This is a genomic window from Caulobacter vibrioides, assembly GCF_002310375.3.
GTDB classification, from domain to species: Bacteria; Pseudomonadota; Alphaproteobacteria; order Caulobacterales; family Caulobacteraceae; genus Caulobacter; species Caulobacter vibrioides_D.
The window spans coordinates 458,503-482,164 of record NZ_CP023315.3; the positions used below are offsets into that span (position 1 = coordinate 458,503).

General features: G+C 66.9%; 25 protein-coding genes. 14 read left to right on the top strand and 11 right to left on the bottom strand.

What is annotated here, in order from left to right:
• Positions 1-21: 21 nt before the first annotated feature.
• Positions 22-999, bottom strand: coding sequence for a FecR family protein (locus tag CA606_RS02215; protein WP_096052585.1), 978 nt, complete (start codon positions 997-999; stop codon positions 22-24).
• Between the two features lie 85 nt (positions 1,000-1,084).
• A complete protein-coding gene (locus CA606_RS02220; RefSeq protein WP_096052584.1) occupies positions 1,085-1,612 on the bottom strand; it encodes an RNA polymerase sigma factor in 528 nt (175 codons plus the stop codon).
• 631 nt (positions 1,613-2,243) lie between these two features.
• On the opposite strand from CA606_RS02220, the gene CA606_RS02225 reads away from it, so the two are divergent.
• The gene (locus CA606_RS02225; RefSeq protein WP_233282171.1) at positions 2,244-2,633 is read left to right on the top strand and encodes a hypothetical protein; all 390 of its coding nucleotides are present in this window, start codon (positions 2,244-2,246) and stop codon (positions 2,631-2,633) included.
• Here CA606_RS02225 and CA606_RS02230 read toward each other — a convergent pair.
• The 4 genes from CA606_RS02230 to CA606_RS02245 are packed head-to-tail and all read right to left on the bottom strand — an operon-like array spanning position 2,630 to position 8,349.
• Positions 2,630-4,915, bottom strand: coding sequence for a CHASE2 domain-containing protein (locus tag CA606_RS02230; protein WP_096052582.1), 2,286 nt, complete (start codon positions 4,913-4,915; stop codon positions 2,630-2,632). The two genes, CA606_RS02225 and CA606_RS02230, sit on opposite strands and share 4 nt — an antisense overlap.
• Positions 4,912-6,285, bottom strand: coding sequence for a FecR family protein (locus CA606_RS02235; RefSeq protein ID WP_096052581.1), 1,374 nt, complete (start codon positions 6,283-6,285; stop codon positions 4,912-4,914). The genes CA606_RS02230 and CA606_RS02235 overlap by 4 nt, the downstream gene beginning before the upstream one ends.
• On the bottom strand, positions 6,252-7,064 hold the full coding sequence (locus CA606_RS02240; RefSeq protein ID WP_181242740.1) for a response regulator transcription factor: 813 nt from the start codon (positions 7,062-7,064) through the stop codon (positions 6,252-6,254). The genes CA606_RS02235 and CA606_RS02240 overlap by 34 nt, the downstream gene beginning before the upstream one ends.
• A gap of 55 nt (positions 7,065-7,119) precedes the next feature.
• Complete coding sequence (locus tag CA606_RS02245; protein ID WP_096052579.1) at positions 7,120-8,349, bottom strand: winged helix-turn-helix domain-containing protein; 1,230 nt, start codon at positions 8,347-8,349, stop codon at positions 7,120-7,122.
• Between the two features lie 119 nt (positions 8,350-8,468).
• Here CA606_RS02245 and CA606_RS02250 point away from each other — a divergent pair, with 119 nt between their 5' ends.
• Positions 8,469-9,314: an aldose 1-epimerase gene (locus CA606_RS02250; protein WP_096052578.1), complete on the top strand. Its 846-nt coding sequence runs from the start codon at positions 8,469-8,471 to the stop codon at positions 9,312-9,314.
• Here the strand turns inward: CA606_RS02250 and CA606_RS02255 are convergent.
• Positions 9,304-10,602 (bottom strand): lytic murein transglycosylase, encoded by a 1,299-nt coding sequence (locus CA606_RS02255; protein ID WP_096052577.1) that lies wholly within the window; start codon positions 10,600-10,602, stop codon positions 9,304-9,306. The genes CA606_RS02250 and CA606_RS02255 overlap by 11 nt on opposite strands.
• Before the next feature lie 209 nt (positions 10,603-10,811).
• On the opposite strand from CA606_RS02255, the gene ykgO reads away from it, so the two are divergent.
• The 6 genes from ykgO to CA606_RS02285 all read left to right on the top strand — a co-directional run bounded on the left by ykgO (position 10,812) and on the right by CA606_RS02285 (position 14,006).
• The gene (gene ykgO / locus CA606_RS02260; protein WP_004616427.1) at positions 10,812-10,937 is read left to right on the top strand and encodes a type B 50S ribosomal protein L36; all 126 of its coding nucleotides are present in this window, start codon (positions 10,812-10,814) and stop codon (positions 10,935-10,937) included.
• On the top strand, positions 10,937-11,554 hold the full coding sequence (locus CA606_RS02265; RefSeq protein WP_096052576.1) for an HAD family hydrolase: 618 nt from the start codon (positions 10,937-10,939) through the stop codon (positions 11,552-11,554). Before ykgO ends, CA606_RS02265 begins: the two co-directional genes overlap by 1 nt.
• Positions 11,555-11,624: 70 nt before the next feature.
• Positions 11,625-12,500 carry an NAD(P)-dependent oxidoreductase gene (locus CA606_RS02270; protein ID WP_096052575.1) on the top strand — a complete coding sequence of 292 codons (876 nt, stop codon included), beginning with the start codon at positions 11,625-11,627 and terminating at the stop codon, positions 12,498-12,500.
• An 89-nt stretch (positions 12,501-12,589) separates the two neighbouring features.
• Positions 12,590-12,859 carry a DUF2312 domain-containing protein gene (locus CA606_RS02275; protein WP_096052574.1) on the top strand — a complete coding sequence of 90 codons (270 nt, stop codon included), beginning with the start codon at positions 12,590-12,592 and terminating at the stop codon, positions 12,857-12,859.
• 47 nt (positions 12,860-12,906) lie between these two features.
• Entirely contained in the window at positions 12,907-13,242 is a 336-nt protein-coding gene (locus tag CA606_RS02280; RefSeq protein WP_096052573.1) for a hypothetical protein, read from the top strand.
• Between the two features lie 299 nt (positions 13,243-13,541).
• Entirely contained in the window at positions 13,542-14,006 is a 465-nt protein-coding gene (locus tag CA606_RS02285; protein WP_096052572.1) for a hypothetical protein, read from the top strand.
• 195 nt (positions 14,007-14,201) lie between these two features.
• On the opposite strand, the gene CA606_RS19825 is transcribed toward CA606_RS02285, so the two are convergent.
• Both CA606_RS19825 and CA606_RS02290 read right to left on the bottom strand, forming a co-directional pair.
• Positions 14,202-14,303, bottom strand: a complete 102-nt coding sequence (locus tag CA606_RS19825; protein WP_096052571.1) for a hypothetical protein — start codon at positions 14,301-14,303, stop codon at positions 14,202-14,204.
• Complete coding sequence (locus CA606_RS02290) at positions 14,303-15,769, bottom strand: sigma-54-dependent transcriptional regulator (protein WP_096052570.1); 1,467 nt, start codon at positions 15,767-15,769, stop codon at positions 14,303-14,305. The genes CA606_RS19825 and CA606_RS02290 overlap by 1 nt, the downstream gene beginning before the upstream one ends.
• Before the next feature lie 182 nt (positions 15,770-15,951).
• On the opposite strand from CA606_RS02290, the gene CA606_RS02295 reads away from it, so the two are divergent.
• From CA606_RS02295 to CA606_RS02305, 3 genes are read left to right on the top strand one after another with little or no spacing between them, the layout of a single operon-like run.
• A complete protein-coding gene (locus CA606_RS02295) occupies positions 15,952-16,710 on the top strand; it encodes a hypothetical protein (protein WP_233282172.1) in 759 nt (252 codons plus the stop codon).
• A 56-nt stretch (positions 16,711-16,766) separates the two neighbouring features.
• Entirely contained in the window at positions 16,767-18,557 is a 1,791-nt protein-coding gene (locus CA606_RS02300) for a M3 family oligoendopeptidase (RefSeq protein ID WP_096052569.1), read from the top strand.
• A 6-nt stretch (positions 18,558-18,563) separates the two neighbouring features.
• Positions 18,564-19,922 carry an ABC1 kinase family protein gene (locus CA606_RS02305; RefSeq protein WP_096052568.1) on the top strand — a complete coding sequence of 453 codons (1,359 nt, stop codon included), beginning with the start codon at positions 18,564-18,566 and terminating at the stop codon, positions 19,920-19,922.
• Between the two features lie 40 nt (positions 19,923-19,962).
• Here the strand turns inward: CA606_RS02305 and CA606_RS02310 are convergent, their stop codons facing one another.
• Positions 19,963-20,550: a hypothetical protein gene (locus CA606_RS02310; RefSeq protein WP_096052567.1), complete on the bottom strand. Its 588-nt coding sequence runs from the start codon at positions 20,548-20,550 to the stop codon at positions 19,963-19,965.
• Positions 20,540-21,040: an RNA polymerase sigma factor gene (locus tag CA606_RS02315; protein ID WP_096052566.1), complete on the bottom strand. Its 501-nt coding sequence runs from the start codon at positions 21,038-21,040 to the stop codon at positions 20,540-20,542. The genes CA606_RS02310 and CA606_RS02315 overlap by 11 nt, the downstream gene beginning before the upstream one ends.
• A gap of 93 nt (positions 21,041-21,133) precedes the next feature.
• Between CA606_RS02315 and CA606_RS02320 the strand changes: the two genes are divergently transcribed.
• From CA606_RS02320 to CA606_RS02330, 3 genes are all read left to right on the top strand, one after another.
• Positions 21,134-21,607, top strand: coding sequence for a PaaI family thioesterase (locus tag CA606_RS02320; RefSeq protein ID WP_096052565.1), 474 nt, complete (start codon positions 21,134-21,136; stop codon positions 21,605-21,607).
• Between the two features lie 3 nt (positions 21,608-21,610).
• The gene (locus CA606_RS02325; RefSeq protein ID WP_096052564.1) at positions 21,611-22,534 is read left to right on the top strand and encodes an alpha/beta fold hydrolase; all 924 of its coding nucleotides are present in this window, start codon (positions 21,611-21,613) and stop codon (positions 22,532-22,534) included.
• Positions 22,535-22,605: 71 nt separating this feature from the next.
• Entirely contained in the window at positions 22,606-23,607 is a 1,002-nt protein-coding gene (locus CA606_RS02330; RefSeq protein WP_096052563.1) for a glycosyltransferase family 9 protein, read from the top strand.
• The last annotated feature ends 55 nt before the right edge of the window (positions 23,608-23,662 follow it).

Consider the following 23,662-nt stretch of genomic DNA (forward strand, 5'->3'; position numbering starts at 1 on the left):
GGTCGAACCTGGCGCAAGGCGCTAGTTTGACGAAGACGGCCTTCCGCGCAGAACAATCGAGTCATCCGTCGGCGTCGCCGAAATCGGCAATAGGCTGGATAGGCGACGGACCATCGCATCCTGACCGTCGACGATCAATACGCCGGAAAATCTCAGATTGGCCGTGTTTTCGCCTTCCAGGCGCAGCGGGCGATCGAAATACTGGTTGAGATCGTCGACTATGCGCCCGAGGGTCTGGTCACGATAGACCAGCCGCCCTGAGCGCCAGCCCAACTGGTCTTCGGCCGATACGGTCCGCACCACAGCGCCCTTGCCGCCCTCGACACGCTCCAGCATCTGACCGGGCCGGACCAGGATCGCCTTGTCCGTTCCGTCGGTCGAGACTTCCACCAAGCCCCGCAAGACCGTCACGGACAGTTGGCCATCGCGTCGACGCACATCGAATTTCGTGCCCACGACGCGCACGGTTTCTTCGCCCGCAGTGATCAGGAAGGGGCGGCTGGGATCGCGCGCCACCTCGAACAGCGCCTGGCCATCGTGCACGGTGACCCGGCGGGCGTCCTCTTCTAGGCGTACGGCAAGATGGGTGTTCGTATTGAGGTCGATGCGGCTGCCGTCGGCCAGTTGAACCGTTCGGGTCTCGCCCTTGGCCGTCGAATACAGCGTGTCTGGCTGGGGCAGGAGTTCGCCCCACGGCGCCAGCACCAGCGCGACGGCGGCCGCGGCCGCAACCGTCCCCAGACCGCCCAGCCAGCGCCAGTCGATCGAGAAGGGTCGCTTGGCCGCGACACGCCTGGGCTCGGCCAGTGCCCCCCGCACGGCCGCGCCTCGCTGGAAGATTTCCTCGTCGACAGCCTGCACGGCGTCATACGCCTCTTGCGCGCCGGGCTCGCTGAGCCAGGTGTCGAACGCTAGCCAGTCGGCCTCCCCTGCCTCCGGGCGCTGCAAGCGGGTCAGCCAATCGGCCGCCTCCTGCAGATGTTGCGCTGACCGGCTCATCCGGTGTGGCTCCAACGAGGATCCATCATCCCCAAAAGGCTCGACGTCGCCAAGAAGGCCGGTCCCCCATGTGACAGTTCATAAATCAACGAAGTCGCCTCGTCAGGGTCGCCAAGGCCGAGCTGATATGCTTTTCGACCGTACTGACGCTTATGTTCATTCTTCGGGCTGTCTCGGCATGACCTAGGCCTTCGAGCTTGTGCAAGCTGAACGCCTGCCTGGTCTTCTCCGGGAGCTCCCCGACGGCTTCGATCAGGTCGCGTAGGCGCTGGCGACTGTCGACGATCTCATCCGCCGCCGGCTGGTCCGCCACGTCCTGTCCCGCCAAGACGATGGTGTTGGCTTCGCGCCAGTCGGTGTCACGCGCGCCAGAGCGCTTCTGGCTGCGCAACCGATCCAGCATCAGGTTCGATCCGATGCGATGAAGCAGAGCCGAGGGGCTGTCGATGGGGCCCGAGATCTCCATCACGCTGATTCGGATATAGAGGTCCTGGACAAGGTCTTCGGCCTCCGCGCGCGAGTTCAGGCGCGCGGCGAAGAAGCGCACCAGATTGGCCCGCTTGTGCGCGTAGAGGCCCAGCAACACGGCCTTGGGCGAGTCGGTCTCGCTCAATAGATCACTCACGTTCGGCAACCATCGCCACCCCTTCGAAGCGCAGCAATATCCATCTTTTTGGCCGAAAGACGATGCAAAGTTACAGCCATCGCGCGATGAGCGACTCGTCGCGCCGCGCGGGCGATCAAGCGGGCTCCGGCGCAATGTAAGGCTTTGTAAAACAGGCCCCGCCGCCTCTGGTCGAGCGTCGTCCATGCCCCTTAACTATGGTTCGAGATCTGGTGGGGAGCGTCATGACGCCACGCAGGATAGATGCTCGGCCATTTCCGTCAGCGCCGGCGGCGGCCTGGCGGTCGGTTTCGACGCCAGGTCAGACCGTCCGATCGGTCTTTCGGCGGGCGCAGCGTCCTGATCGCCAGCCAAAGCGCGGCTTGCCTCGCGGTGTCCTGATGCTCGTGAGCGTCTTGGTGTCCCTGGCGCTTTGGGGCGTGATGGCGTGGGGCTGGTCAGTACTACGGCTGTTGCTGAGGTGACCTCGCAACTGTGTTAGCGTCCGCCATGCCTTCAAGGGCGAGGGACAATGCGTGAACCGATAGTCCTCCTGGCGCTGTGTGCGGGGCTTCTGAGCGCCTGTGCGTCGCCGCGCGCGGTGGGGCAGGGCGATTTGACGCCCATCACGGGGGCGTCCGTGGCAGCCCATGGCGGTCATGCCGGCGGCGCGAAAGACCTCTATGTGCGGGCGATCCAGCAGGGCGTCCTGGAACAGCTGGGCGCGTCGCCAAGCAATGGCGCGCCGCTTTTTCTGGTGCAGGTCGGCGTAGCCCAGCCGCTCCCAGGCATTGGCGTTTCCAGCGCCGCCGACGCCTTGGAGCTGGAAGCCTGGCGCAGCGCGCCTGACGCGGCGCCGTGGTGGCGCTTCTGGGCGAGGACCGAAGGCAAGCGCGCGGTCACCCTGGCCGTGATCGACGCACGGAGCGGCAAGACCATCGCGTGGTCTTCGACGCGCGTCCGCGACGAGCCGCCCACGGCGGTCGCCAAGCGCCTGCTCGACGCCCTGGAAGGCGCCGGCCGGCCTTAGGTGGTCTTGGAGACGCCGTGCCGTGGCAGCCGCACGGTGAATTCCGCGCCGACGCCCGGTTCGCTCCGGCACGAGACCTCACCGCCATGTCGCGCGACGGCCGCCTGCACGAACGCCAATCCGAGGCCGACGCCGTTTCCGGTCAGCGCGTGGCCAGGACGCTCGAACCGCTGAAAGGGACGGAAGGCGGTGGCCGCCTCCTCGCGCGAGAAGCCGGGCCCCTGGTCGGCGATGGCGGCGCAAACAACGGGTCCGCTGGGCGAGGATTGCTCTGACAGGGTGACGGTGATCGCCGATCCCGGCGGGCTATACTTCACGGCGTTCCCCAGCAGGTTCACCAGGGTTCGCGCCAATACGCTCCGATCCCCCAGAACCATCATCGGGGTCTCGCCGCCGATTTGCTCGATACGGATTTTGCGCTGCACGGACTGGGGCCAGACCTCGTCGATCGCCTCCACCGCCACGTCGGCCAGGTCCAAGGGCTCCAGCGAGACCGGCGTCACCTCGGCGCGGGCCAGTTGAACGAAGCCGTCGGCCAGGGCGAGCGTGCGGCGAGCATAGGCGGCGATGCGATCCGACGTCTCTTGGGGCAGGTCGGGCGTGGTGGCCAGTAAGGCCAGGATCGACGTCTGCGGCGAGCGCATGTCGTGCGTCAGCAACTGCAGCGCCTGCTCGCGCTGACGCATCGCGGCGGTGAGGATCGAGATGTCGGCTAGGCGCACAATCCACCCTGCCGGCGCGCCCTGTTCATCGCGACGCAGGACCGTCTGCAACTGAAAGGCCCGACCGTCGGGCAGGTGCAAGTCGATCGGGTCATGGCGATCCGTCGCCTGCGGCCAATCGAGTTCGAAGCGCCGGCCGAGGGGATCCAGGAGATTGATCAGATCCGCCAGCGAGGACCCGTTCAAGGGGGTCTGAAAAGGCTTGAGCAGCGTCTGGGCCGCAGCGTTCGCGGCGATCACGCGACCGGCCTCATTCGCCACCAAGGTGGCGTCGGGGAGGCTGAACAGGGCGTCGGCGGAAAAGCGGCGCAGATCGTCCATGCGCGTGATCGCCTCGCCGAGACTGGAGGCTTGACGCGTGACGACATCGCCGACGAACGCGGTCGCTGTCGCGCCCCGTCCGCGCACGACCGACCGAACGCGCGCCAATTCGCGCCCGATCAGGTCGTTGACGCGCCCCAACTGGCCCCACCCCCAAAGCAGAGCGACCAGGATCAGCCCGACGACCGTGGCGACAGGCGATAGCCAGATGTGCCCCAGCCAGAAAAGAGCGGCCGAATAGGCCAAGCCGACCGCGCAGAGGCCGATCGTCAGCAGGAGATTGGCGCGTGGCGGCAAGGCCAGGAAGCCAATCATCAGGAGCCATAGCAAGGTCAAGCTGAAGGCCACCCGGCTCCATGCGCCCGCCGGTTTGATCATGCGGCCATGGCGTAGCGCATCCAGAATGCTGGCCTGCAGTTGCACGCCGGTCATGCTGGCGGCGTCCGGCGTGACGGGTGTGGGGAAGGCGGGGCCTAGGCCTGGCGCGGTGAGGCCCACGAAGACCGTGCGCCCGGCGATCAGCTCCCTAGGCACCTCGCCGTCGAGGACGCTGGCGAAGCTGACATGGCGGTAGATCGATGGTGGTCCGGCGAAGGCGATGAGCAGGGTCTGGTCTTGCCCGCGTGTTACGTCCGGCGAGCCGGGCGGACGGGTGGCGCGATGGACCACGGTCAGCAGGTCAGGCTTGAGGTTCGGTCCGTTCGGCTCGAACGGCGCCATCCGTCGAACCACGCCGTCGTCGTCGAAGCGTACGTGCGCCAGGCCTTCACCGGCGGCGCCCCGGGCGATCTCGGGGATCGAACCGACGATGCGCGACGGCGCGTTCTCGCCGCCGCCGGCCAGGAACTCCGGCAGATAGACCCGTCCCGATCGGGCGATGGCGTCGCCGAGCGCGCGGTCCTGCGCGGGATCGCGCGAGGGTTGGCTGAACAACACATCGTAGACGATGGTTCGTGCGCCGGCCTCAGTCAGTTGGTCGACCATTCGTGCATGCGTTTCGCGCGCCCAGGGCCAAGCCCCCATTCTGGCGAGGCTGCGATCGTCGATGTCGATGATCAGGATGGAGTCATCGGCGGGGCGTGTATTGGCGCGCGCCAGGACGTCATAGAGGAGATTGTCGACCCGACTGGCCGGACGGGCGGCCAAGAGCGCGAACATCAGGCTGGCGACGACCGCTAGCCACAGCCACGAAAGCCGCCGTTCGCCGGGGCGTGATGGTCGGGCCTCCGACGGTTTCACTTACCGATCTGCAGCTGTTGCAGCGGCCCCTGCTTCTCAGTCAGGACGCCGTCCTTGAAACGCAGCGCCGTCACCCGCCAGGCATACGCGCCAGGAGGCAGATCGGTGAGCGTAAGGTGCGGTTCGGTCAGGCCTGGCTGGTCGACGACCGGGGTCTTGGTTTCGCCCTCGGCGAACATCTGGAACCTGTAGTTCCGAACCCCTTCGCCCGCGGCGCTCCAACGGAACAGGAACTTGCGATGCTTGCCGTCGCGGCTGTCGCTAGGCGGTGCGGCGTCCAGCGTATTGAGGTCGCGATCGAAGCTGTAGTCGGCCGGGAAGCCTTCGAGGCCGCCCGGATCGAGGGCCGTCAAGCGAACGAAGTAGGTGCCATTCGCGACCTGACCAAAGTCGGCGATCGGATTTCGTTGGGAGGTGGTCTGGGTCGTCGCCTCTGCAAAGATGTCGATGAAGCCGGCGTCACGGGCCAGCAGAAGGCGGTACGACGCCGCGCCCTCCACGGGCTCCAGGCTGAAGCTGACCAGGGCCTCGCTCTGGGTTTGCCCCCCGGCGCCGAGCTTGGGCGCAGGCAACAGCTCAACCGGCGCGCCGACACCGCCTGCCGACGCGCTGACGCCGAACCCGGCCTGGACTGGCGCATTGTCCGTGGCGCTCGCGCCCGCATCGACGCCGACAGCCCCCTTCAGGACCTCGGTCTGAGCCTTGTCGGCGCTGGCGCCGACGCGGAACTCTGTCCCGCGGACCGCCGAGACCGAGACGGGGGTGCGCACCTCGAAGCGCGCGCCAGGCGTCGGCGTCGGGGTGGCCGAGATGGTTCCCTTGCCTTGCTCCAACTGGAACACCCGTTGCGGGGCGTTGTTGATCAGGACCTGACGCAGTTTCGCGATCCGCACCCGCGTGTTCGAGGGCAGGGTCACCCGCGAGGCGTCCTCAAGCTCAAAGGTGGCGAAGGCGCCCTGACCGGTGATGATCCACTGGCCCTCCGATAGAGGCATGCCGACGCGCGCGGGGGTCCGCTGACCGTTCGTCTCGATCTGAACGGGGCCGGTGAAGGCCGACAGCGTCGCGGCGATCGGCGTCGATTTCAAAAGGTTGGGGTCGATGTTCAGCCGCGAACCAGGGCGCAGGCGTCGCGGCTCTTGCACGCCATTGGCCTTTTGAACCCGGCGGTAGTCGCTAGGTCGGTTCAGATAAGCCTGGCCCAGGCCGATCAAGGTGTCTCCGGGCTTGACCACATAGGCCACCGGCGGTTCGGCGGGCGCGGTTTGCGCCCAGGCGCCCGCAGCGCCGGACAGCGCCAGAACCAAGAGGCTCGCGCCTGCGGCCTTGATCATGCTCAGTCTCCCCCGCCCGCCGTATCCGGATCGCACGCCTCGAGACGATAGCCGAAACCGTAGACGGTGCTCAGCCGGAAACCGTTGCTGGGACGAAGATGCAGCTTGGAGCGTAGGCGCGACACGTGGGCGTCGAGCGTGCGGGTCTCCAGGTCTGGTCTCTGCCCCCAGATGCGCCGCAGCAGGTATTCTCGCGATAGCGGACGCGACAGGTTGCTGAACAACAGCGAGGCCAGCTGAAATTCCTTGGGTGTCAGGGTTTCGACCTGCCCGTTCCAACTGGCGGTGTGGGCCCCGGGGTCGAGCCGGTACTGGCCGTACTGTTCGCTCTGGGGCTGCGAAGGCGGCCGATGGATGCGGCGAACCACGGCGTTGACGCGGGCCAGCAGCACCTGCGGCTGCAGTGGCTTGACGATGTAGTCGTCCGCACCGGCGTTCAGACCCTCAACGAGATCGGCTTCCACCGAGCGGCTTGTCAGCAGCAGCACCGGCGGAGCGGTCGCTGGATCTTCGCGGAGAAGCTTCAGCGTCTCCACGCCCGACAGCTCGGGCATGTTCCAATCCAGGATGATCAGATCAAAGGTCTGCTTGCGCAGCTCGGCCAGCATGCGCGAGGGCGTGGTGAAGCTCGTGCAGACAAAGCCGGCGGGGTCCAAAACCGAAGCCACAAGCGCGTTGTGACTTTGGTCGTCGTCGAGCAGGGCGACTTTCATAAGCTCACTTACGCTGGGAAGTGGCGCGTCCCGCGGGGGAGCGGAACGCGCCGCGGGCGACTCTCTGTCGGTGGGGCGACGAGCAGGCGTCCAGCCATTCATCTGTACCTTGCTCCGCCCTTGCTCGCTCGACCTGAGGCGGCATTTTTACAATGGTTTACAGTCGGGTCGAGCCATCTTCGGCTTGAGAGCCGACAACCGAACCCAAGGCGGGGGAAAGGTCGCCGACGGGCCTGACCTCGACTCGACGAAGGCCGAGCCACTGGGCCATCAGCGCCAGTTCCTGGGCCAGCGCTCGCGCCGTCTCATCGTTGGCCTGCGGTTCGGCGTGCGCGGCGAGCACAAGCAGCGCGCCGGCCTTTCGATCGGCCTTGAGGTCCACGCGCGCGGTGATCGCCTCGTTCTGCAGGAACGGCAGGACATAGTAGCCGTGCGTGCGCTTGTGGGCCGGCGTGTAGATCTCAAGCCGTACGCGGACGTCGAACAATCGCTCGGTGCGCTCGCGAAACCAGATCAGATTGTCGAATGGCGAGAGCAGGGCGGCGGCCTTGATCGCGCGGGGGCGGCGGGCTTCGGGCGTGAGATAGGCCGGTTGGTCCCAGCCCCCTACCGTGACGGGGATCAGTTCGCCCTCGGCCGCCAGGGCGGCGACGCCCTCCCGCGCATCGTTCAAGCTGAGGCGGAAATAGTCGCGCAGGTCTCGTTCCGTGGCGACGCCCATCGCCTTTGCGGCGATCCTGAGCAGCGCGCGGCAAGCCTCCCCCCGCTCAGGCGTCGGGGCCTCGTGAATGGCCTTGGGCAGGACCCGTTCGGGAAGGTCGTACACGCGCTCGAAGGCGCCGCGACGCGTGGCGGTGGTCAGGCGGCCTGTCCAGAACAGGCATTCCATCGCGCGCTTGCCTTCGCTCCAGCCCCACCAGCCGCCCTCGCCCTTCGCGCCAAGGTCCAACTCCGACGCGGCGAGCGGCCCGCGCTGGTCTACGGCGTCGAGCGCCTGATCGATAAAGTCAGCGTGGCTGCGCAGGAAACCGGCGACGTTCTTCCAGACCCCGGCGCCGTCGCGGGCGTCCTGCATTCGCCAGCGAAGCAAGGGGTGAGTGGCCAGCGGGGTCAAGGACGCTTCGTGGGCCCAGTATTCGGCGAGTGCGGGCTTGCGTCCCCAGGCGAGGTCCTCAAGCAGGCCGCGGTCATAGGCGCCCAGGCGGGAGAAGAATGGCAGGTAGTGGGATCGCGAGACGACGTTGACCGAGTCGATCTGCACCACACCCAGCGCCTCGATCGTCGAAAGCAGATGACGCTTCCCAGGCTGGATGGGGCGAGGGCGGCCGAAGCCTTGCGCCGCCAGCGCTATGCGTCGCGCTTTAGACGCGGAGAGGGTTTCGACCATGGCCTCAGTTGAGCTTGGCCGGTACGGGCGCGCAAGTCTCTGAGACCGCTACCATGAGGCTTGGCCTCGGCGTCGAACGTCCTTACCGATGCGGCGATCGGTTCCTGGGAGAGCGCAGAATGATCGCCATCGAGAAGGGCGGAGCCCGCCTGGTGTTCGCGCCGGAGGTCGGCGGCGCGGTGGCGGCGTTTACGGTCGACGGGCGCGACGTGTTGCGGCCCATGGCGGCGGGCGCTGAAGACGCCTTGCTGACGGCGAGCTTCCCGCTGGTCCCGTTCTGCAATCGCATCCCGAACGGGCAGTTCGTGTTCGAGGGACGGACGGTGACCTTGCCGCCGAACCTGCAGGGACATCCCCATCCTCTGCATGGCCAAGGCTGGCGCGCGCCATGGGCTTTGGAAAGCGCCGAGGCCGGGCAAGCCGTATTGGCCTTCGCGCATTCAGCCGGTGATTGGCCTTGGTCCTACCGCGCCGAGCAGGCTTTCGTGCTCGACGAGACGGGTTTTCGGGTGACGCTGACGATCACCAACACGGGTGAGGACGTCATGCCTGCGGGTCTGGGCTTCCATCCCTATTTTCCGGCCCGGGCGGGCGAGCGCCTCGCGGCGCTTAACGACGGGGTCTGGCTTATCGACGCCGACGTCTTGCCCACGGTCCATCAGGCGGGGCGGTGGGGACCAGACTGGGCTGCGGGCGCGCCGGTCGCCGGACATGCTTTGATCGATCACTGCTACACCGGCTGGAACCAGCGCGCGGTGCTCAGCGCGCCTGGTCAGCCGGACACCGTCCTCACGGCCTCGCCCGACTGCGCATGGCTGCACGTCTATGTTCCGCCGGGTGAGGACTACTACTGCGTAGAGCCCTGCGCGAGCCGCCCCAATCCGTTTGGGGAGGGGGAGACGGGCATGACGGTGCTGCGTCCGGGCGAGCATCGCTCCATCTGGATGGAGATCGCTACGGGATGATCCCGGCCTGCGCCTTCAGGCGCGCGACCATATCGTTCGACAGGTAACCGTCGGCGGGCAGTTGCTGGCTCTGTTGCCACGCGCGCAGCGCGCGGCGCGTGCCGGCTCCGATGACGCCGTCGGCGGGGCCGGGATTGAAGCCCACGCGGGCCAGGGCGATCTGGGCGGCCATCCGATCCGACATCGACAGCGGCGTTTCCACCGGCCACGGCGTGATGGGGGCCGCGCCGCCGGCAAACCGGTCGGCAAGCAGGCCGATGCCGAGGGCGTAGGACGTCGAGTTGTTATAGGTCCGGATCGCGAAGTGATTGGGCAGGGCCAGAAACGCCGGTCCCGCCGCGCCGGCCGGCAGGATCAGCATGGCGGGCGAGGCTGCGTCCTGCGGCGTCCAGGGAAGGCCGTCAGCGCGCCGTACGCCGCGCGCCTCCCACCAGGCGGGAACCTCCCGGGGACCTTCGGTGACTGCGTAATCGAAGCCGGGCGGGAGGATCACTTCCTTGGCCCAGCCCACGTTCCGCTTCCAGCCGCCACGGGTCAGAAGGTTGGCGGCCGAGGCCAGGGCGTCGGCGTCCGAGCCCCAGATGTCGCGCCGCCCATCACCGTCGAAATCGACGGCCGTCGCCCGGAAGCTGGTCGGAATGAACTGGGTCTGACCCATGGCGCCGGCCCACGAGCCCTTGAGCTGAGCGCGCGTGACCTCGCCGGAATCGATGATCTTCAGGGCCGCGATCAGTTCGCCCTCGGCCCAGGCGCGGCGGCGGCCGTCGGCGGCCAGGCTGACCATTGAGCGGACGACGTCGAAATTGCCCTGCAACTGACCGAACGCCGACTCCATGGCCCACACCGCCAGGAGAATGTCGCGCGGCACGCCGTACCGGGCCTCGATCTCCAACAGGAAGGCGAGTTGTTCGCGCTTGTTGCGGCCTACGGCGACGCGGTCTTCGCTGATCACGCCGCGGATATAGTCGCCGACCGGCTTGGAGAACTCGGGCTGACGAGTGTCGAGGCTGATCACCCTGGGATCGGGGATGACGCCGCTCAGTTCGCGGTTCAGCAGGTCTGGCGACAGCCCGGCGGCCAAGGCGCGGCCGCGGAAATCCTGCATCCAGGTGTCAAAGGCGAGTTCGCCGGCGGGGACAGGCGTCTGCGGCGTCGGCGCGGGCATAGTGGGCGTCTGCGGCGCGGGCGGCGGCGGCGCGGGGCTGATCACAGTCAGCGGTCCCTGCGGGGAGGTGTCCGCGCAGCCGGCAAGCAAGAGAACGAGAAAGACGCGACGATCCATGGCCATGCGCTAGAAGCTACCGGGGTTCGGGTGAAAGCTTCAATCACAAGCGCGCCAGACGGGTGAAGTTCCCGGCCTGCGGCGCGAAAGGGCCCGGAGCGCATTGACTCGGGCCCGCGTCCTGACTATACGCACCGCCTCCGAAACACCCGGACGTTCCGGCCGTCGTCTTGCGCGCGCCCGAACCTCTCCGCTGAGTACAGACAGAGACGGTCATGAAGGTTCGCAGCTCGCTGAAGTCGCTCAAGGGTCGCCACCGCGACTGCAAGATGGTCCGCCGCAAGGGCGTCATCTACATCATCAACAAGACCGACCCGCGCTTCAAAGCCAAGCAAGGCTGATGACGCGCCCTCGTCCCAGAGCCGTTCTCTGGGACGTCGGCAACGTCATCGTGCGCTGGGACCCCCGCGCACTGTATGCGAAGATCTTCAAGGAGCCGGCCGATCTCGACCGGTTCCTTTCACATGTCTGCACCCTGGATTGGCATGTCGAGCATGATCGCGGCGTTGCGTTCGCCGACAACGCCGCGCCGCTGATCGCACGCTTCCCGGAGTACGCCGCCGAGATCCGCGCCTGGGACGAACGCTTCGACGAGATGCTGTCGAGACCGATTCCCGAGACCGCCGCTGTGATCGAAGCCCTGGCCGCCCGTGACACACCGCAGTTTGCGCTCACGAACATGCCCCAGAGCAAGTGGCCGGGCGTGCAGGCTATCTCGCCCAAGCATTTCGGCTTGTTCCGCGACGCCATCGTCTCGGGCGATGAAGGCGTGATCAAGCCCGATCGCCGGATCTACGAGATCGTGCTGGCGCGGACGGGCCTGTCGGCGGGCGACCTGCTGTTCATCGATGACAGCGCGGCCAATATCGCCGCTGCCGAGGCCTTGGGCTTCCACACCCACCATTTCACCGATCCAGCGCGTGTGCGCGACGCGGTCGAGGCGCACGGCCTGATCTGACGAAATGCGTGGCGAGATGGCGCGAAGGCCCCTATCTGCGGCCCTCGTTGTCTCGATCCGGAGCCCCTCCATGAACGTCTCGATGATCGGCCTCGGCGCCATGGGGGCGGCCATGGTCCGCAATCTGCTGGCCAAGGGCGTGACGGTGACGGTGTGGAACCGCTCACGCGCCATTGTTGACGAATTGGCCGCCGAGGGCGCGATCCCGGCCCGCGATATCGATCAGGCCCTCGACGCCGACATCGTGCTGTCCATGCTGGCCCATGATCAGGCGATGCGGGAAGTTTTGATCGACAGCGGAGCCCTGGCGCGGGCGCGCAAGGGCGTGGTCCACATCAACCTCGCGACCATCTCCACCGCGCTCGCCGGAGAACTGTCTGCGCTGCATGCCGAACGGGGTCTTGGCTATGTGGCCGCGCCCGTCTTCGGCCGCCCGCCTGTGGCCCAGGCCGGCGGGCTGAACGTGCTGGCCGCCGGCGCGCCGGACGCCGTGGCGACCGCCATGCCTGTCCTCGAGATGCTGGCCGCCAAGGTCTGGCCGCTGGGCGCCGATCCCGTCCGCGCCAACGCCCTGAAGCTGGCGGGTAACTTCATGATCGTCTCGGCCATCGAGTCGATGGGCGAAGCCGTGGCGCTGGGCGAGGCCTATAGCGTTCCTGCGCCCGAGTTGCTGGACATGCTCAGCAGCACCCTGTTCGCCGCGCCGATCTACAAGATCTATGGCGGCATGATCGCCGAACGCCGCTACGCCCCGCCCGGCTTCGCCGCCGAACTCGGCCTGAAGGATGTGCGGCTCGTGCTGGACGCGGCCGAGGCCAAGGGGCTGTCGATGCCGCTGGCCGATCTGGCCGAGGCGAGCCTGGAGATGCTGCTCAGCGGCGAAGAGAAGAATCTCGATCTGGCGGCCCTGGCCGAGGTGGCGCGAGCCAGGGTCGAAGGAAGGTAGTGGACGGTCGCTGAATCGCGCTTCCCAGCGGCGCGGCTTCGAACTAGGTTCCGCGCCTCCGAATTCCAGCCTTTCTGCGAGACCGCCTCATGGCCGACGACGCCATTCCCCACGCCGACGTCCTGAATTCGACCGCCCAGGGTCAGCTGAAGTCGATCATCGAGCGCGTCGAGCGTCTTGAGGTCGAGAAGGCCGAGATCATGGAGCAGATCAAGGAAGTCTACGCCGAAGCCAAGGGCAACGGTTTCGACGTCAAGGTGCTCAAGAAGGTGGTCCGTATCCGCAAGCAGGACCGCGCCAAGCGCCAGGAAGAGGACGCGATCCTCGACCTCTATCTGTCGGCCATCGGCGAGATCTAGATTTTTCGGCGTGCGTCGGCGCGCGGCGTGCGGGATAGTCTCTCCCCATGCGCGCCAAGCCGCCTGATCCCAAGGAACAAGCCAAGCGGGCCGCGCTGAACGCCTTGAAGCGCGCCCGCCGCGCCGCCGAGAAGGCCGGCGTCGAGCTCTCCGAATGGGAGGGCGAGTTCCTCACCAGCGTCGCGCAGCGCGTCGAGACCTATGGACGCGCCTTCTCCGATCCGGAGAAGGGCGCCCGCGGGCAGGCTCTGTCGGGCAACCAGGCGATCAAGCTCAAGGAAATCGTCCGCAAGGCCAAGGGCGAGAAGAAGCCCATGAAGCGCGGCAAGGGTTTCGGCCAGCCCCGCCGCGCCGCGACCTCGGCGCCCCAAGACGAGGATTGATCCGCCCCTTGTGAGCGGCTAAAGCAACCGCCCCCGGAGCGCAATTTTCCCGTGCGGCGCGTACAGCCCCACAATCTGGAATTTTCGTCCCAAAGGCTTACCAAAAACTGCCGTTCGTCGAACCGCGTTAAGATCTTGGTAACCGCACTGGGGGAAAATGTGAACAATTGTAAAGAGTTAATGGTTTTCATGTTGTGAGGCTCTGGGCTGCGGGCGGACGCGGTTCCAGGTTCGAGGCGCGCGGGGGATATCCCGCGGCGGGCGCTAAGTGTCCTCACGACTTCTCGGAACTAAGGACAATGGCGACCACATACCAATACCTGCTGCGCCGTAAGGCGGAGCTGGAAACCCGCATGGTTGAAGCTCAGCGACGGGCCCAAGCCCCGTTCGAAAGCGAACTGAGAGCGATCCTCTTGGCGCTGGATGCGCTGCGACAGGCCGGCATGGCCGAGCGACTGACGGCCGGAGAGGCGCCCGCCTTCGCGCCGCCGACGCCGGGCAAGCGCGGACGTCGCGGTCGTTCAACCCGTGACATGATCTTGATGACCTTGGCCCAAGCGCCGGGCCTCAACGAGGCTGAGATCGCCCGCCAACTGGACCACCGTTGGAGCCGACCCGTCACGCCCGCCGTGGTCGGGCGAGAACTGGAGCCCCTCGCGATGGAAGGGCTGGTGAAGCGTTCCGGCGCGGGGTGGGTCAGGGTCGAGGAGCCGACCGAGAGGACCGAAGCGGAGCCGAGTTTTCTCGCCGCGTCAGGCCACTAAAGCATTTTTCGAGCGAAGCGGCTCCGGTTCGCGTGAAGAAAAATGCTTCAAAACAAGGGACTAGAGCTCGCGGCCTGACGCAGTCAGGTCGCGAAACGCTCTTGGATCAAGCATGTAAAGCCCTTCCAACGCTTTGGATGACTCCATCCAAAGCTGAAAGGCTCTAGGGGCTGGAGGGCCGGGATTGCCGCCCTCTCAGCTCCTGGATGACACCTGTTTGGTCGTCGCGCGCGCGGGCTTGAGCAGAGCCTTCAGGCGCTGCTCGCGCGACAGCGGCCGCAGGATCAGCGGGCTCATCAGCCCGCTTCCTTCATGTCGACCTCGATGCCCTGCTCGCGAACCTTGCGATACAGGGTCGAGCGCCCGATGCCGAGACGGCGGGCGACCTCGCTCATATGGCCGGCATAGACGTCGATAGCGTGCTGGATGAGGTCGCGCTCGATCTCTTCCAGCGTCCGCAGATGACCGCGATCGTCGAGAATGCGGACCGGCGCCTCACCGACCGAGGCGGCCATGGCCGCGTGGGCCGCCTGCAGCAAGGCCGCCGGCGGCGGTGCGGGCGCGATCGAGACGGCCTCGATCGGCGCAGCCAGGCCCGAGATGGCCGGGAAGTCGAACGGCTGCAGATAGGGCGCGTCCGCCAGGACAATGGCGCGATAGACCGTGTTTTCCAGCTGGCGCACGTTGCCGGGCCAATCGAAGGCGGTCAGCAGTTGCATCGTCTCGGGCGCGGCGCCGATGACGCGCTTGCCTTCCTCGACATTGAACCGACGGATGAAGGCCTCGACCAGCGCCGGGATGTCCTCGCGACGCTCGCGCAGAGACGGCGCCTCGATGGGGAAGACGTTCAGGCGGTAAAAGAGATCTTCTCGGAACCGACCGGCCGACACGGCCTGCTGCAGGTCGCGGTTGGTCGCCGACACGATGCGGACATCGACCTTGATCGAGCGCTTGGAGCCGATCGGATCGATCTCCCCTTCCTGCAGGGCGCGGAGCAGCTTGACCTGCATGTCCAGCGGCAACTCGCCGACCTCGTCGAGGAACAGGGTGCCGCCGTCGGCCTCCTTGAACTTGCCCAGGTGCTTGTCGGTGGCGCCGGTGAACGAGCCCTTCTCGTGGCCGAACAGGATCGACTCGACGAGGTTCTCGGGGATCGCGCCGCAGTTGACGGCCACGAAAGGCTTGCCGGCGCGATCCGATGAGCCGTGCACGGCGCGGGCGATGAGCTCCTTGCCGACGCCGCTTTCACCGGTGATCAGCACGGGGATGGCGCTCTTGGCCGCGCGTTCGCCCATGCGCTTGACCATGGTCATGACCGGCGAGGCGCCAATCAGGTCCGCGAAGGTGGTCTTGCCGCCCGCGCGCTTGGTCAGCCGCTCGACCTCGCCCTTGAGGTCGCCCATCGACAGGGCGTTGCGGATCGACACGGTGATCCGCTCGGGCGAGGCGGGCTTGATAAAGAAATCACAGGCGCCGGCCTGCATTGCCTTGACCACGGTGTCGACGCCGCCGCTGGCGGTCAGCACGATCACGGGCTGCTGAAAGCCGCGCGCGCGCATTTCCTTCAGCGTGTCCTGACCATTCAGGCCTGGCATGACGAGGTCGAGCAGGATCACGTCCGCGGCTGCGCCCGACGTCAGGTGTGCGATCGCCGCGTCACCGCCTTCAGCGTGCGAGACCGCGAACCCGTCGCGCTCGAGCACCGCCTGGATCAACCGACGTTGTGTCGGGTCGTCATCGACGACAAGGACCGTTTTGGTCATTGGGCACATCCACCAGAACCGGCCATGTCCACGTGGGACAAGGCTCTTGTTGGTTCAGAGTGATACAGGCCTTGGGTAAACACCGGCTTTCGCAGAGGTGTCGCGAACCTTAAATGGTATAGTTAACAGTGACTTCCCAGCGCGGAGGCGCGATGGCGGCAAACGTGACAGGCGGTAAGCGTTTGCTTCTTCGCGCTCGACCCGGCTGGATCGGGCTGGACTTCCAAGCTGGCGCCAAGGATCGTGGCGCCAGGGTTTTGCTCGAGGGCGAAGTCTGGAGCCAGGGGGGCGCCATGTTCGTCGGACACTATGCGGGCGCGCTTGTCGCCAAGGCGATCGAGCCGCGCGCGCCGCTTTGGAGCTATGTTCTGGCTTGCCAGGCCATGGACATCGCTTGGGGCGGCTTAATCATCGCGGGTGTGGAGACGGTGTCCGTCGATCATAGCCTGCCGGGCAGCGCCCTCGTGCTGTCCCACATGCCTTACACGCACAGCCTGCCGGCCGCCGCCTTATGGTCCGTCGCGGTGGCGGTGGTGCTGGCCCTGCTTCTCAAGCTGCCCAAGCGCGCTAGCCTTTTCATCGGCTTGGCCGTGCTATCGCACTGGCTGCTCGACTTCCTGGTCCATCGTCCCGACCTGCCGCTCTTGTGGAGCGGTCCCAAGGTTGGCCTTGGCCTCTGGGACCATGCGGTTCTGGAGCAGGCCGTCGAGATGGGCCTGCTGGCGATGGCCGGTGCGGCCTGGGCTTGGCGACGTGGTCAGGAGGGACGGGGCTGGGTCGGCGCCGTCGGGTTTCTGGGCTTCCTGCTCGTCTTGCAGATCGTCCCGCTGCTCAAACCGCTGGCCGAGGATCCGGTCGGCCTGGGGTCTTCGGCCATCGCGACCTACTTGATCGTGGGCCTCGTGGCGTTCTTCGCAGAGTTCAGAACGCGCAAAGCCTGAAACCTTGGGGGCTCAAGCATTGCGCGGCGGGGGGCGAGCGCCCTATCTGCTGATCCATGAACGCGCCCTTCAAGCCCGCCGCCCCGCCCGAATGGAACCTGGCCGACCTCTATGTCGGTCGCGACGACCCTCGCATCGAGACCGATCTTGCCGCCGCCAAGGCCGCCAATGACGAGCTGGCCTCGCTGGAGGGGATGTTCCTGGAGGCCCGCAACGAGCCCCAGCGCCTGGGCGTGCTGCTGGACCGAGGGATCACGCTCTATGAGCAGGCCACCAACGGCCTGTGGGGCGTCGGGGCTTACGCCGCGCTCGCGGCGTCCGTCGCGCGGGATGACCCGGCCTGGGCCAAGTTCGAGGCCGATTTTCGGGCTCGCTCGTCCCAGATCGCCGCCGAGAGCCTGTTCTTCACGCTGGAGCTGAACCAGCTGGAGGACGGCGAGATCGCCAAGGCGCTTGAGGCGCATCCGGACGCAGCGCGATGGGCGCCGTGGCTGCGTCGCGTGCGCCTGTCGCGGCCGCACGAGCTGTCGCCCGAGCTGGAACGCTTCATCGTCGACAAGGCCCCGGCGGTCGCCAACTGGGTGCGTCTCTACGACGAGACCCTGGCCAAGCTGACGGCCAAGGCCGGCGATGAGACCCTGACCCTCGCCGAGGCCCTCAACCGCATGTCCGATCCGAGCGTCGAGCGCCGCAAGGCCGCCGCCGACGGTCTGGCCGCGGCGCTGGAGGCGCGCGCGTCCACCCAAGCGCTGGTGCTGAACACCCTGGCCTTCGAAAAGCAGGTCGAGGACCGCTGGCGTCGCTTTGAGACGCCGGCCCAGTCGCGCCACCTGGCCAACGAGGTCGACGTCGACGCCGTCGACGCCCTGGAGCAGGCGGTGGTCGACGCCTATCCGCGCCTGTCGCATCGCTACTACGCCCTAAAGGCCAAGGTCATGGGCGTCGACGCGCTGGACTACTGGGATCGCAACGCGCCGCTCACCGCTGCCGCGCCGCGCGCGTACGCCTGGGACGAGGCCAAGGGCATGGTGCTGGAGAGCTTCCAGGATCTGGCGCCCAAGTTCGCCGACGCCGCCCGGGTCTTCTTCGACAAGCCCTGGATCGACGCCAAGCCGCGTCCGGGCAAGCAGTCGGGGGCTTTCGCCCATCCGGTGACGGCCGACCGCCATCCGTTCGTGTTCATGAACTATATGGGCGAGCGCAGGGACGTGCTCACCCTGGCGCATGAGCTGGGTCACGCCGTCCATCAGACGCTGTGCCAGCCGCTCGGCACACTGTTGGCCGACACGCCTCTGACCCTGGCCGAGACCGCGTCGATCTTTGGTGAGGGGCTGGTGTTTGACCGCCTCCTGGCCGAGGCCTCGCCCGAAGACCGCAAGGGCCTGTTGGCCGGCAAGATCGAGGACGGCCTCAACACGGTGGTCCGCCAGATCGCCTTCCACCGGTTCGAACGCCGCTTCCATGAGGCGCGGCAGGACGGCGAGCTGTCGCCCGATCAGATCGGCGCCTTGTGGCTGGACGTCATGGGTGAGAGCCTGGGGCCGGCGGTGAGGTTGAACGCTGGCTACGAGCACTATTGGGCCTATGTCAGCCACTTCTGCCACGCGCCGTTCTACGTCTATGCCTATGCTTTCGGGGATCTCCTGGTCCGGGGCCTGATGGAAAAGCGCCGCGAGGATCCCGCGACGTTTGCGCCGCTTTACGAGGATCTCCTCGCGGCGGGCGGTACGCGTACCTATTTGGAGGCCCTGAAGCCTTTCGGGCTGAACCCGAGGGACAAGGCTTTCTGGGCCGCCGGCTGCGCCCAACTCGAGCGGCTGGTCGACGAGTTCGAAACCCTGGTGTGAGGTGACATGGCCGACGACGCCCGCGACCCCGAACGCGACCGGTTGACCGGTCGGCTTTCCCGCTTCGCCAAGGTCGGGGCCGGGCTATCGGGGGCGGCCGTGTCGTACGGCGCCAACCGGATGTTCGGCGGCGACGAAGCCGATGCGCGTAACGCCAAGGCCTTGAAGGCGGCGCTGGGCGGGCTGAAAGGGCCGCTGATGAAGGCGGCCCAGATGTTCGCCACCGTGCCGGACCTGTTGCCGCCCGAGTTCGCCAAGGAACTGGCCGAGCTGCAGACCAACGCTCCGGCCATGGGCTGGCCGTTTGTCCGGCGGCGCATGGCGGCCGAGCTCGGCGCCGACTGGCAGGCGCGGTTTACGAGCTTCGAGCACGAGGCCGCCGCCGCCGCATCGCTCGGCCAGGTGCACCGCGCCGTCGCCCATGACGGTCGCGCCTTGGCGGTGAAGCTGCAGTACCCGGACATGCAGAGCGCTGTCGAAAGCGATCTGGGCCAGCTGCGCGCCTTGATCGGGCTCGTCAAACGCATGGACGGCGCGCTCGACCCGTCCGAGGCCATTGTCGAGATCGGCGATCGCCTGCGCGAGGAGCTGGACTACGCCCGCGAGGCCAAGCTGATGGCGCTCTACGCCAACTTCTTCGCCGATCGCGCCAATATCCGCACCCCCTCGCCGGTCCCGGAGCTCTCGACGGGACGCCTGCTGTCAATGACGTGGCTGGACGGCCAGGGCCTGCTGACCTTCAAGACCGCGCCCCAGGCCGTGCGCGACCGGATCGCCGCCCTGTTGTTTGAGGCGTGGTGGAGCCCCATGACCCACCTGGGGATCATCCATGGGGACCCGCATCTGGGGAACTACACCTTCGCCGGCGAGGGCGCCACGCACCTGAACCTTCTGGACTTCGGCTGCATCCGCATCTTTCCCCCGAAGTTCGTGGCGGGGGTCGTGCGCCTGTACCGCGCGCTGGCCAATGATGATCGCGCCGAACAGGTCGAGGCCTATCGCAGCTGGGGCTTCCAGGGGCTGAGCGATCCCTTGGTGGACGCCCTGAACGTCTGGGCCCGGTTCATCTACGGCCCTCTGCTGGACGACCGGGTTCGCACGGTCGCCGATGACGTTCCTCCCGGCGAGTACGGTCGGCGTGAGGCGTTCAAGGTTCGCCAGGCGCTCAAGGCCGTCGGTGGCGTGACCATCCCGCGCGAGTTCGTGTTCATGGACCGCGCCGCCATCGGCCTCGGCGCGGCGTTCCTGCATCTGGGCGCCAGCCACAACTGGAAGCAATTGTTCGAGGCGTCACTGGAGGGCTTCTCCGAAGAGGCCGTGGCGGAGCGCCAGCGGGCGGCGCTTTCCCAGGTTGGCATACAATAGTCCGTTCTTCCCGGCATTCGCCGGGGAGAACGGAGTAGGGTTACTCATACGCCCGGAGAAGCTCCTCCAGTCGACGCTGCTCGGGCTTCATCACCCAATAGAAGCGCAGGGTGTTCCAGCCATAGCTGGCCACGAGGGCGAAGACGCATAGAGCCATGGCCTGGAAGCCGGCGGCGGCGCTCATACGACCGTCATCCTTGAGGTGGTCGACGGCCATCCACAGCGGGAACAGGAATACCGGCGTCAAAGCGCAGAAGGTCATGTAGTTTCGCCGCGCCGCCTGGTTTTGGGCCAAGAGGCTTTCGAGGGTGTCGCGCATCGGTTGGCCGGTGTGGCGGCGGCGAGCTCGGAAGCCGTTCCAGAACATACGGATCAGCGCCGCCCAGCAGACGCCGAGCATCGCCAGTCCCGGCCAATCGTGCGCGAACGCGTCACCTCGATAGGCGGCCACTCCGGCCACGACCGTGAACACGATCATCGCCCCAAAAGGGATTGCGGCCAGTAGGAATTCCGTCCTGCGGCGGGCGTTCAACATCGTCATCAGTTCCTCCATCAGTCGGGCCTGCTGCTCTTCGGAGGGGCGGTTGGCCTCCGACCGCCAGACCTGTTCGAGACGCTCAAAGTCCATCGGCGTCCTCCTTCACCAAGGTGGAGAGCCGCTGGCGCAGGCGAGTCAGCCGCGCGCCGACGTTGCTCTCCGAAAGCCCGTGCAGCCGTGCGATCTCGGCATAGGGCACGCCGTCCATCGACAGCAGGACTAGCGACCGCTCGACCGGAGACAGGGTGCGGATCGCCGCATACAGCCGTTCCAGGAGCGGACCTTGCGGATCCTCGCCAGCGTCGCGGACCAGCATTTCAGCCTCGACCGCCACGCCGCGCAGCCGTCGGCGGACCTCGCCTCGCTTCCAGGTCAGGGCGGCGTTGTGGGCCACGCGGTGGGCGAAGGTCTTGGCCGCGCTCTCCGAGCGGAAGCTGGAGCGGGCCCTCCATAGCGCCACGGTCAGCTCTTGCAGAAGGTCGTGCTGATCCGGCGCTTCCGCGAACGCCCGCGCCGTCCGGTGCAGCATCGGCAGATGCGGCGTCAGCCAGTCGGCGAAGTTGTCTTGGTCTCGGCTCAACCCATCCCTCCTGTTTCGAGAGGTTAGACGCCGGCCGGAGCGTCGTCCTTACGGAAGGCTTTCCTTTTTTCAAACGCTTGTTAGCCTGACGGCATGTCCGACGATCTGACAGACGCCCAAACAGCCGCGATTCCGGACGGCTTTTCCCAACTCAATTGGTCACGGGGCTTTGGCCGCCAGATTGGGCCGCTGTTCGAGCACCGCGAGGGGCCCGGCCAGGCGCGCCTGGCGTTCCGCGTGGAGGAGCACCACACCAACGGCCTGGGCAACTGCCACGGCGGCATGTTGATGAGCTTCGCCGACATGGCCTGGGGGCGGATCATCTCGCTGCAGAAGTCCTACAGCTGGGTGACCGTACGCTTGATGTGCGACTTCCTTTCGGGCGCCAAGCTCGGCGACTGGGTGGAAGGCGAGGGGGAGCTGATCGGCGAGGAGGACTTGCTGTTCACGGTTCGCGGCCGGATCTGGTCTGGCGATCGGACCCTGATCACCGGCACCGGCGTCTTCAAGGCGCTGAGCCCGCGAAAGCCGCGTCCCGGCGAATTGGCTTACAAGGAAGAGGCTTAACCGATGGCCGACGACCAATCCGCGCCGGCGTCGCTGCTTGCGCCGTTCATGGGCGCGCCGCCTCCGGCTCCGCCGTGGTTCGACGCTGCGATCGCTGACGCGCCGACGCGCTCGATGATCCCGGTCGAGGGGGCGAATATCGAGCTCTTGACCTGGGGCGAGGTTGGCAAGCCGGGTCTGCTGCTGTTGCACGGCAATGGCGCGCACGCCGACTGGTGGAGCTTCATCGCGCCGTTCTTCGCCAAGGACTGGCGCGTGGCGGCGATCTCGTGGTCGGGCATGGGCGGCAGTGACTGGAGAGAAGCCTACACCGCCGAACTTTTCGCCGCGGAGATTTTCGCAGCCGTCGAGGCGGCCGGCCTGGAGGCGGGAGGCGTCAAGCCGGTGATCGTGGGCCACTCCTTCGGGGGCTTCCCGACGTTGTACTGCGCCGCGCGGCACGCCGATCGTCTGCGCGGAGCGATCCTGCTCGACACGACGATCCAGCCTCCCGAGAAGCGCTGGAAGGGGCCCCCGCCGCGCTCCGGCAAGGGCGCGCCGGTCTACGCAACCCAGGAAGAGGCCTTGGCGCGTTTTCGCCTCGCCCCGCCGCAGGGGTGCGAGAACCTCTACATCGCCGACTTCATCGCCCGGCGCTCGCTGAAGGAAACCCCGGACGGGTGGACCTGGAAATTCGATCCGGATCTTTGGCGCAATTTCAAGATGCCGGACCTGGGCGACCTGTTGCCCGAGGTCGCCTGCCCAACCGCCCTGACCTGGGGGGAGCGGTCGAATCTGATGACCGACGAGACGCTCGCCTACATGGTCGGGCGCATGCCGGAAAGCGTCCTAAAGCTCGCCATTCCCGACGCCGACCATCACGTCATGGTCGACCAGCCCCTGGCCTGTGTCGCGGGATTACGCGGTTTGCTCGCCCGCTGGCCCTAAAGCGTCAGCATGGGTGACAAGGGCTCTGGCGCCCGCTAATCGCGGAGTGAACCGCCGAGAGACTGATCGTCTTGCCCGCATCGAAGCTCCAAGGCCCTGTCCTCGTCTATGCCCCCGACCGTGGGATTGGGGACTTGATGTGGCACTTGCCGACGATCCGCGCGATCGCGGCCACGACTCCCGAGGCCAAGGTGGTGCTGGTCGCTCGGCCGTCGAGCCGGGCGTCAGAGGTCCTCAAGGTCGAGCCGGCGGTCGAGCGGGTGCTCTATGCGCCTCACTACAAGGATCGCCTCAAGGGCGTTCGCGAGGCCCTCGACTTCTACAGGATCTGCCAGGCTCAGAAGCCGCGCGCGGTCTGGATCCTGGAGAAGATCGACCGCCCCGCCATCGCCGCGGCCCTGGCTGGGGTGCCCGAGCGGCGTGGCTTTGGCTTGGGACACAGCCAGGAGCGTTTTCTGACGACGGGGCCGTTCCTGCCGAAGGCCATGCGCCCGGCCCACCGGATCGACAAGCTCGACGCCTTTGAGAAGGCGCATGGCCTGGTGGTCGACAGTCGCGAACCGGCGCTGAAGCTTGACCCGGAGGCGCTGGAGGCCGTGCGGGCCAGATACGCGGATCGGCCTGGGCCCTGGTTATGCCTGGGGATCGGCGCCAGCGAGCCCGCGCGGACCTGGCCGGCGGCGCGCTTCGCCGAGACGGCAAAGCGGCTCTCGGATCTCTTTGGGACGGTGTTCTGGGTCGGTGGGCCGCAAGAGGCGCAGATCGCTACGGCGTCTATCGGCGCTTTGCCGGGAAACATCGCGGCCTGTGACCTGCCGCTCGACCAGTCTGCGGCGCTGATCGCGCTTTCCGCCGGCTTCCTTGGCAACGACTCCGGGGCGCTGAATGTCGCCGCCGCCGTGGGGACGCCGTGCATCGGATTGATGGGCACCGCGCCGGTGCCGGCCTATTCCCGATGGCTATCGCGCCTGGACGGCGGGCAGGGTCGGATTTCGGACATCACGGTCGATGAAGCGGTCGCAGCCGTGCGAACGCGCTTCGTCGACGAGGGCTGGAACAATTCGCGCGCTTGAGCCTTCGCCGCCCGCGTTGTATCCGGCGAACTCGGTTTCTTCTTTTCTTTCCTGA

Bases quoted from the DNA above. Each gene is read 5' to 3' on its own strand.
- CA606_RS02215 (WP_096052585.1), bottom strand. From the start codon at position 999: ATGAGCCGGTCAGCGCAACATCTGCAGGAGGCGGCCGATTGGCTGACC.
- CA606_RS02240 (WP_181242740.1), bottom strand. From the start codon at position 7,064: ATGAATGGCTGGACGCCTGCTCGTCGCCCCACCGACAGAGAGTCGCCC.
- CA606_RS02245 (WP_096052579.1), bottom strand. From the start codon at position 8,349: ATGGTCGAAACCCTCTCCGCGTCTAAAGCGCGACGCATAGCGCTGGCG.
- CA606_RS02250 (WP_096052578.1), top strand. From the start codon at position 8,469: ATGATCGCCATCGAGAAGGGCGGAGCCCGCCTGGTGTTCGCGCCGGAG.
- CA606_RS02255 (WP_096052577.1), bottom strand. From the start codon at position 10,602: ATGGCCATGGATCGTCGCGTCTTTCTCGTTCTCTTGCTTGCCGGCTGC.
- ykgO (WP_004616427.1), top strand. From the start codon at position 10,812: ATGAAGGTTCGCAGCTCGCTGAAGTCGCTCAAGGGTCGCCACCGCGAC.
- CA606_RS02265 (WP_096052576.1), top strand. From the start codon at position 10,937: ATGACGCGCCCTCGTCCCAGAGCCGTTCTCTGGGACGTCGGCAACGTC.
- CA606_RS02270 (WP_096052575.1), top strand. From the start codon at position 11,625: ATGAACGTCTCGATGATCGGCCTCGGCGCCATGGGGGCGGCCATGGTC.
- CA606_RS02275 (WP_096052574.1), top strand. From the start codon at position 12,590: ATGGCCGACGACGCCATTCCCCACGCCGACGTCCTGAATTCGACCGCC.
- CA606_RS02280 (WP_096052573.1), top strand. From the start codon at position 12,907: ATGCGCGCCAAGCCGCCTGATCCCAAGGAACAAGCCAAGCGGGCCGCG.
- CA606_RS02285 (WP_096052572.1), top strand. From the start codon at position 13,542: ATGGCGACCACATACCAATACCTGCTGCGCCGTAAGGCGGAGCTGGAA.
- CA606_RS19825 (WP_096052571.1), bottom strand. From the start codon at position 14,303: ATGAGCCCGCTGATCCTGCGGCCGCTGTCGCGCGAGCAGCGCCTGAAG.
- CA606_RS02290 (WP_096052570.1), bottom strand. From the start codon at position 15,769: ATGACCAAAACGGTCCTTGTCGTCGATGACGACCCGACACAACGTCGG.
- CA606_RS02300 (WP_096052569.1), top strand. From the start codon at position 16,767: ATGAACGCGCCCTTCAAGCCCGCCGCCCCGCCCGAATGGAACCTGGCC.
- CA606_RS02305 (WP_096052568.1), top strand. From the start codon at position 18,564: ATGGCCGACGACGCCCGCGACCCCGAACGCGACCGGTTGACCGGTCGG.
- CA606_RS02310 (WP_096052567.1), bottom strand. From the start codon at position 20,550: ATGGACTTTGAGCGTCTCGAACAGGTCTGGCGGTCGGAGGCCAACCGC.
- CA606_RS02320 (WP_096052565.1), top strand. From the start codon at position 21,134: ATGTCCGACGATCTGACAGACGCCCAAACAGCCGCGATTCCGGACGGC.
- CA606_RS02325 (WP_096052564.1), top strand. From the start codon at position 21,611: ATGGCCGACGACCAATCCGCGCCGGCGTCGCTGCTTGCGCCGTTCATG.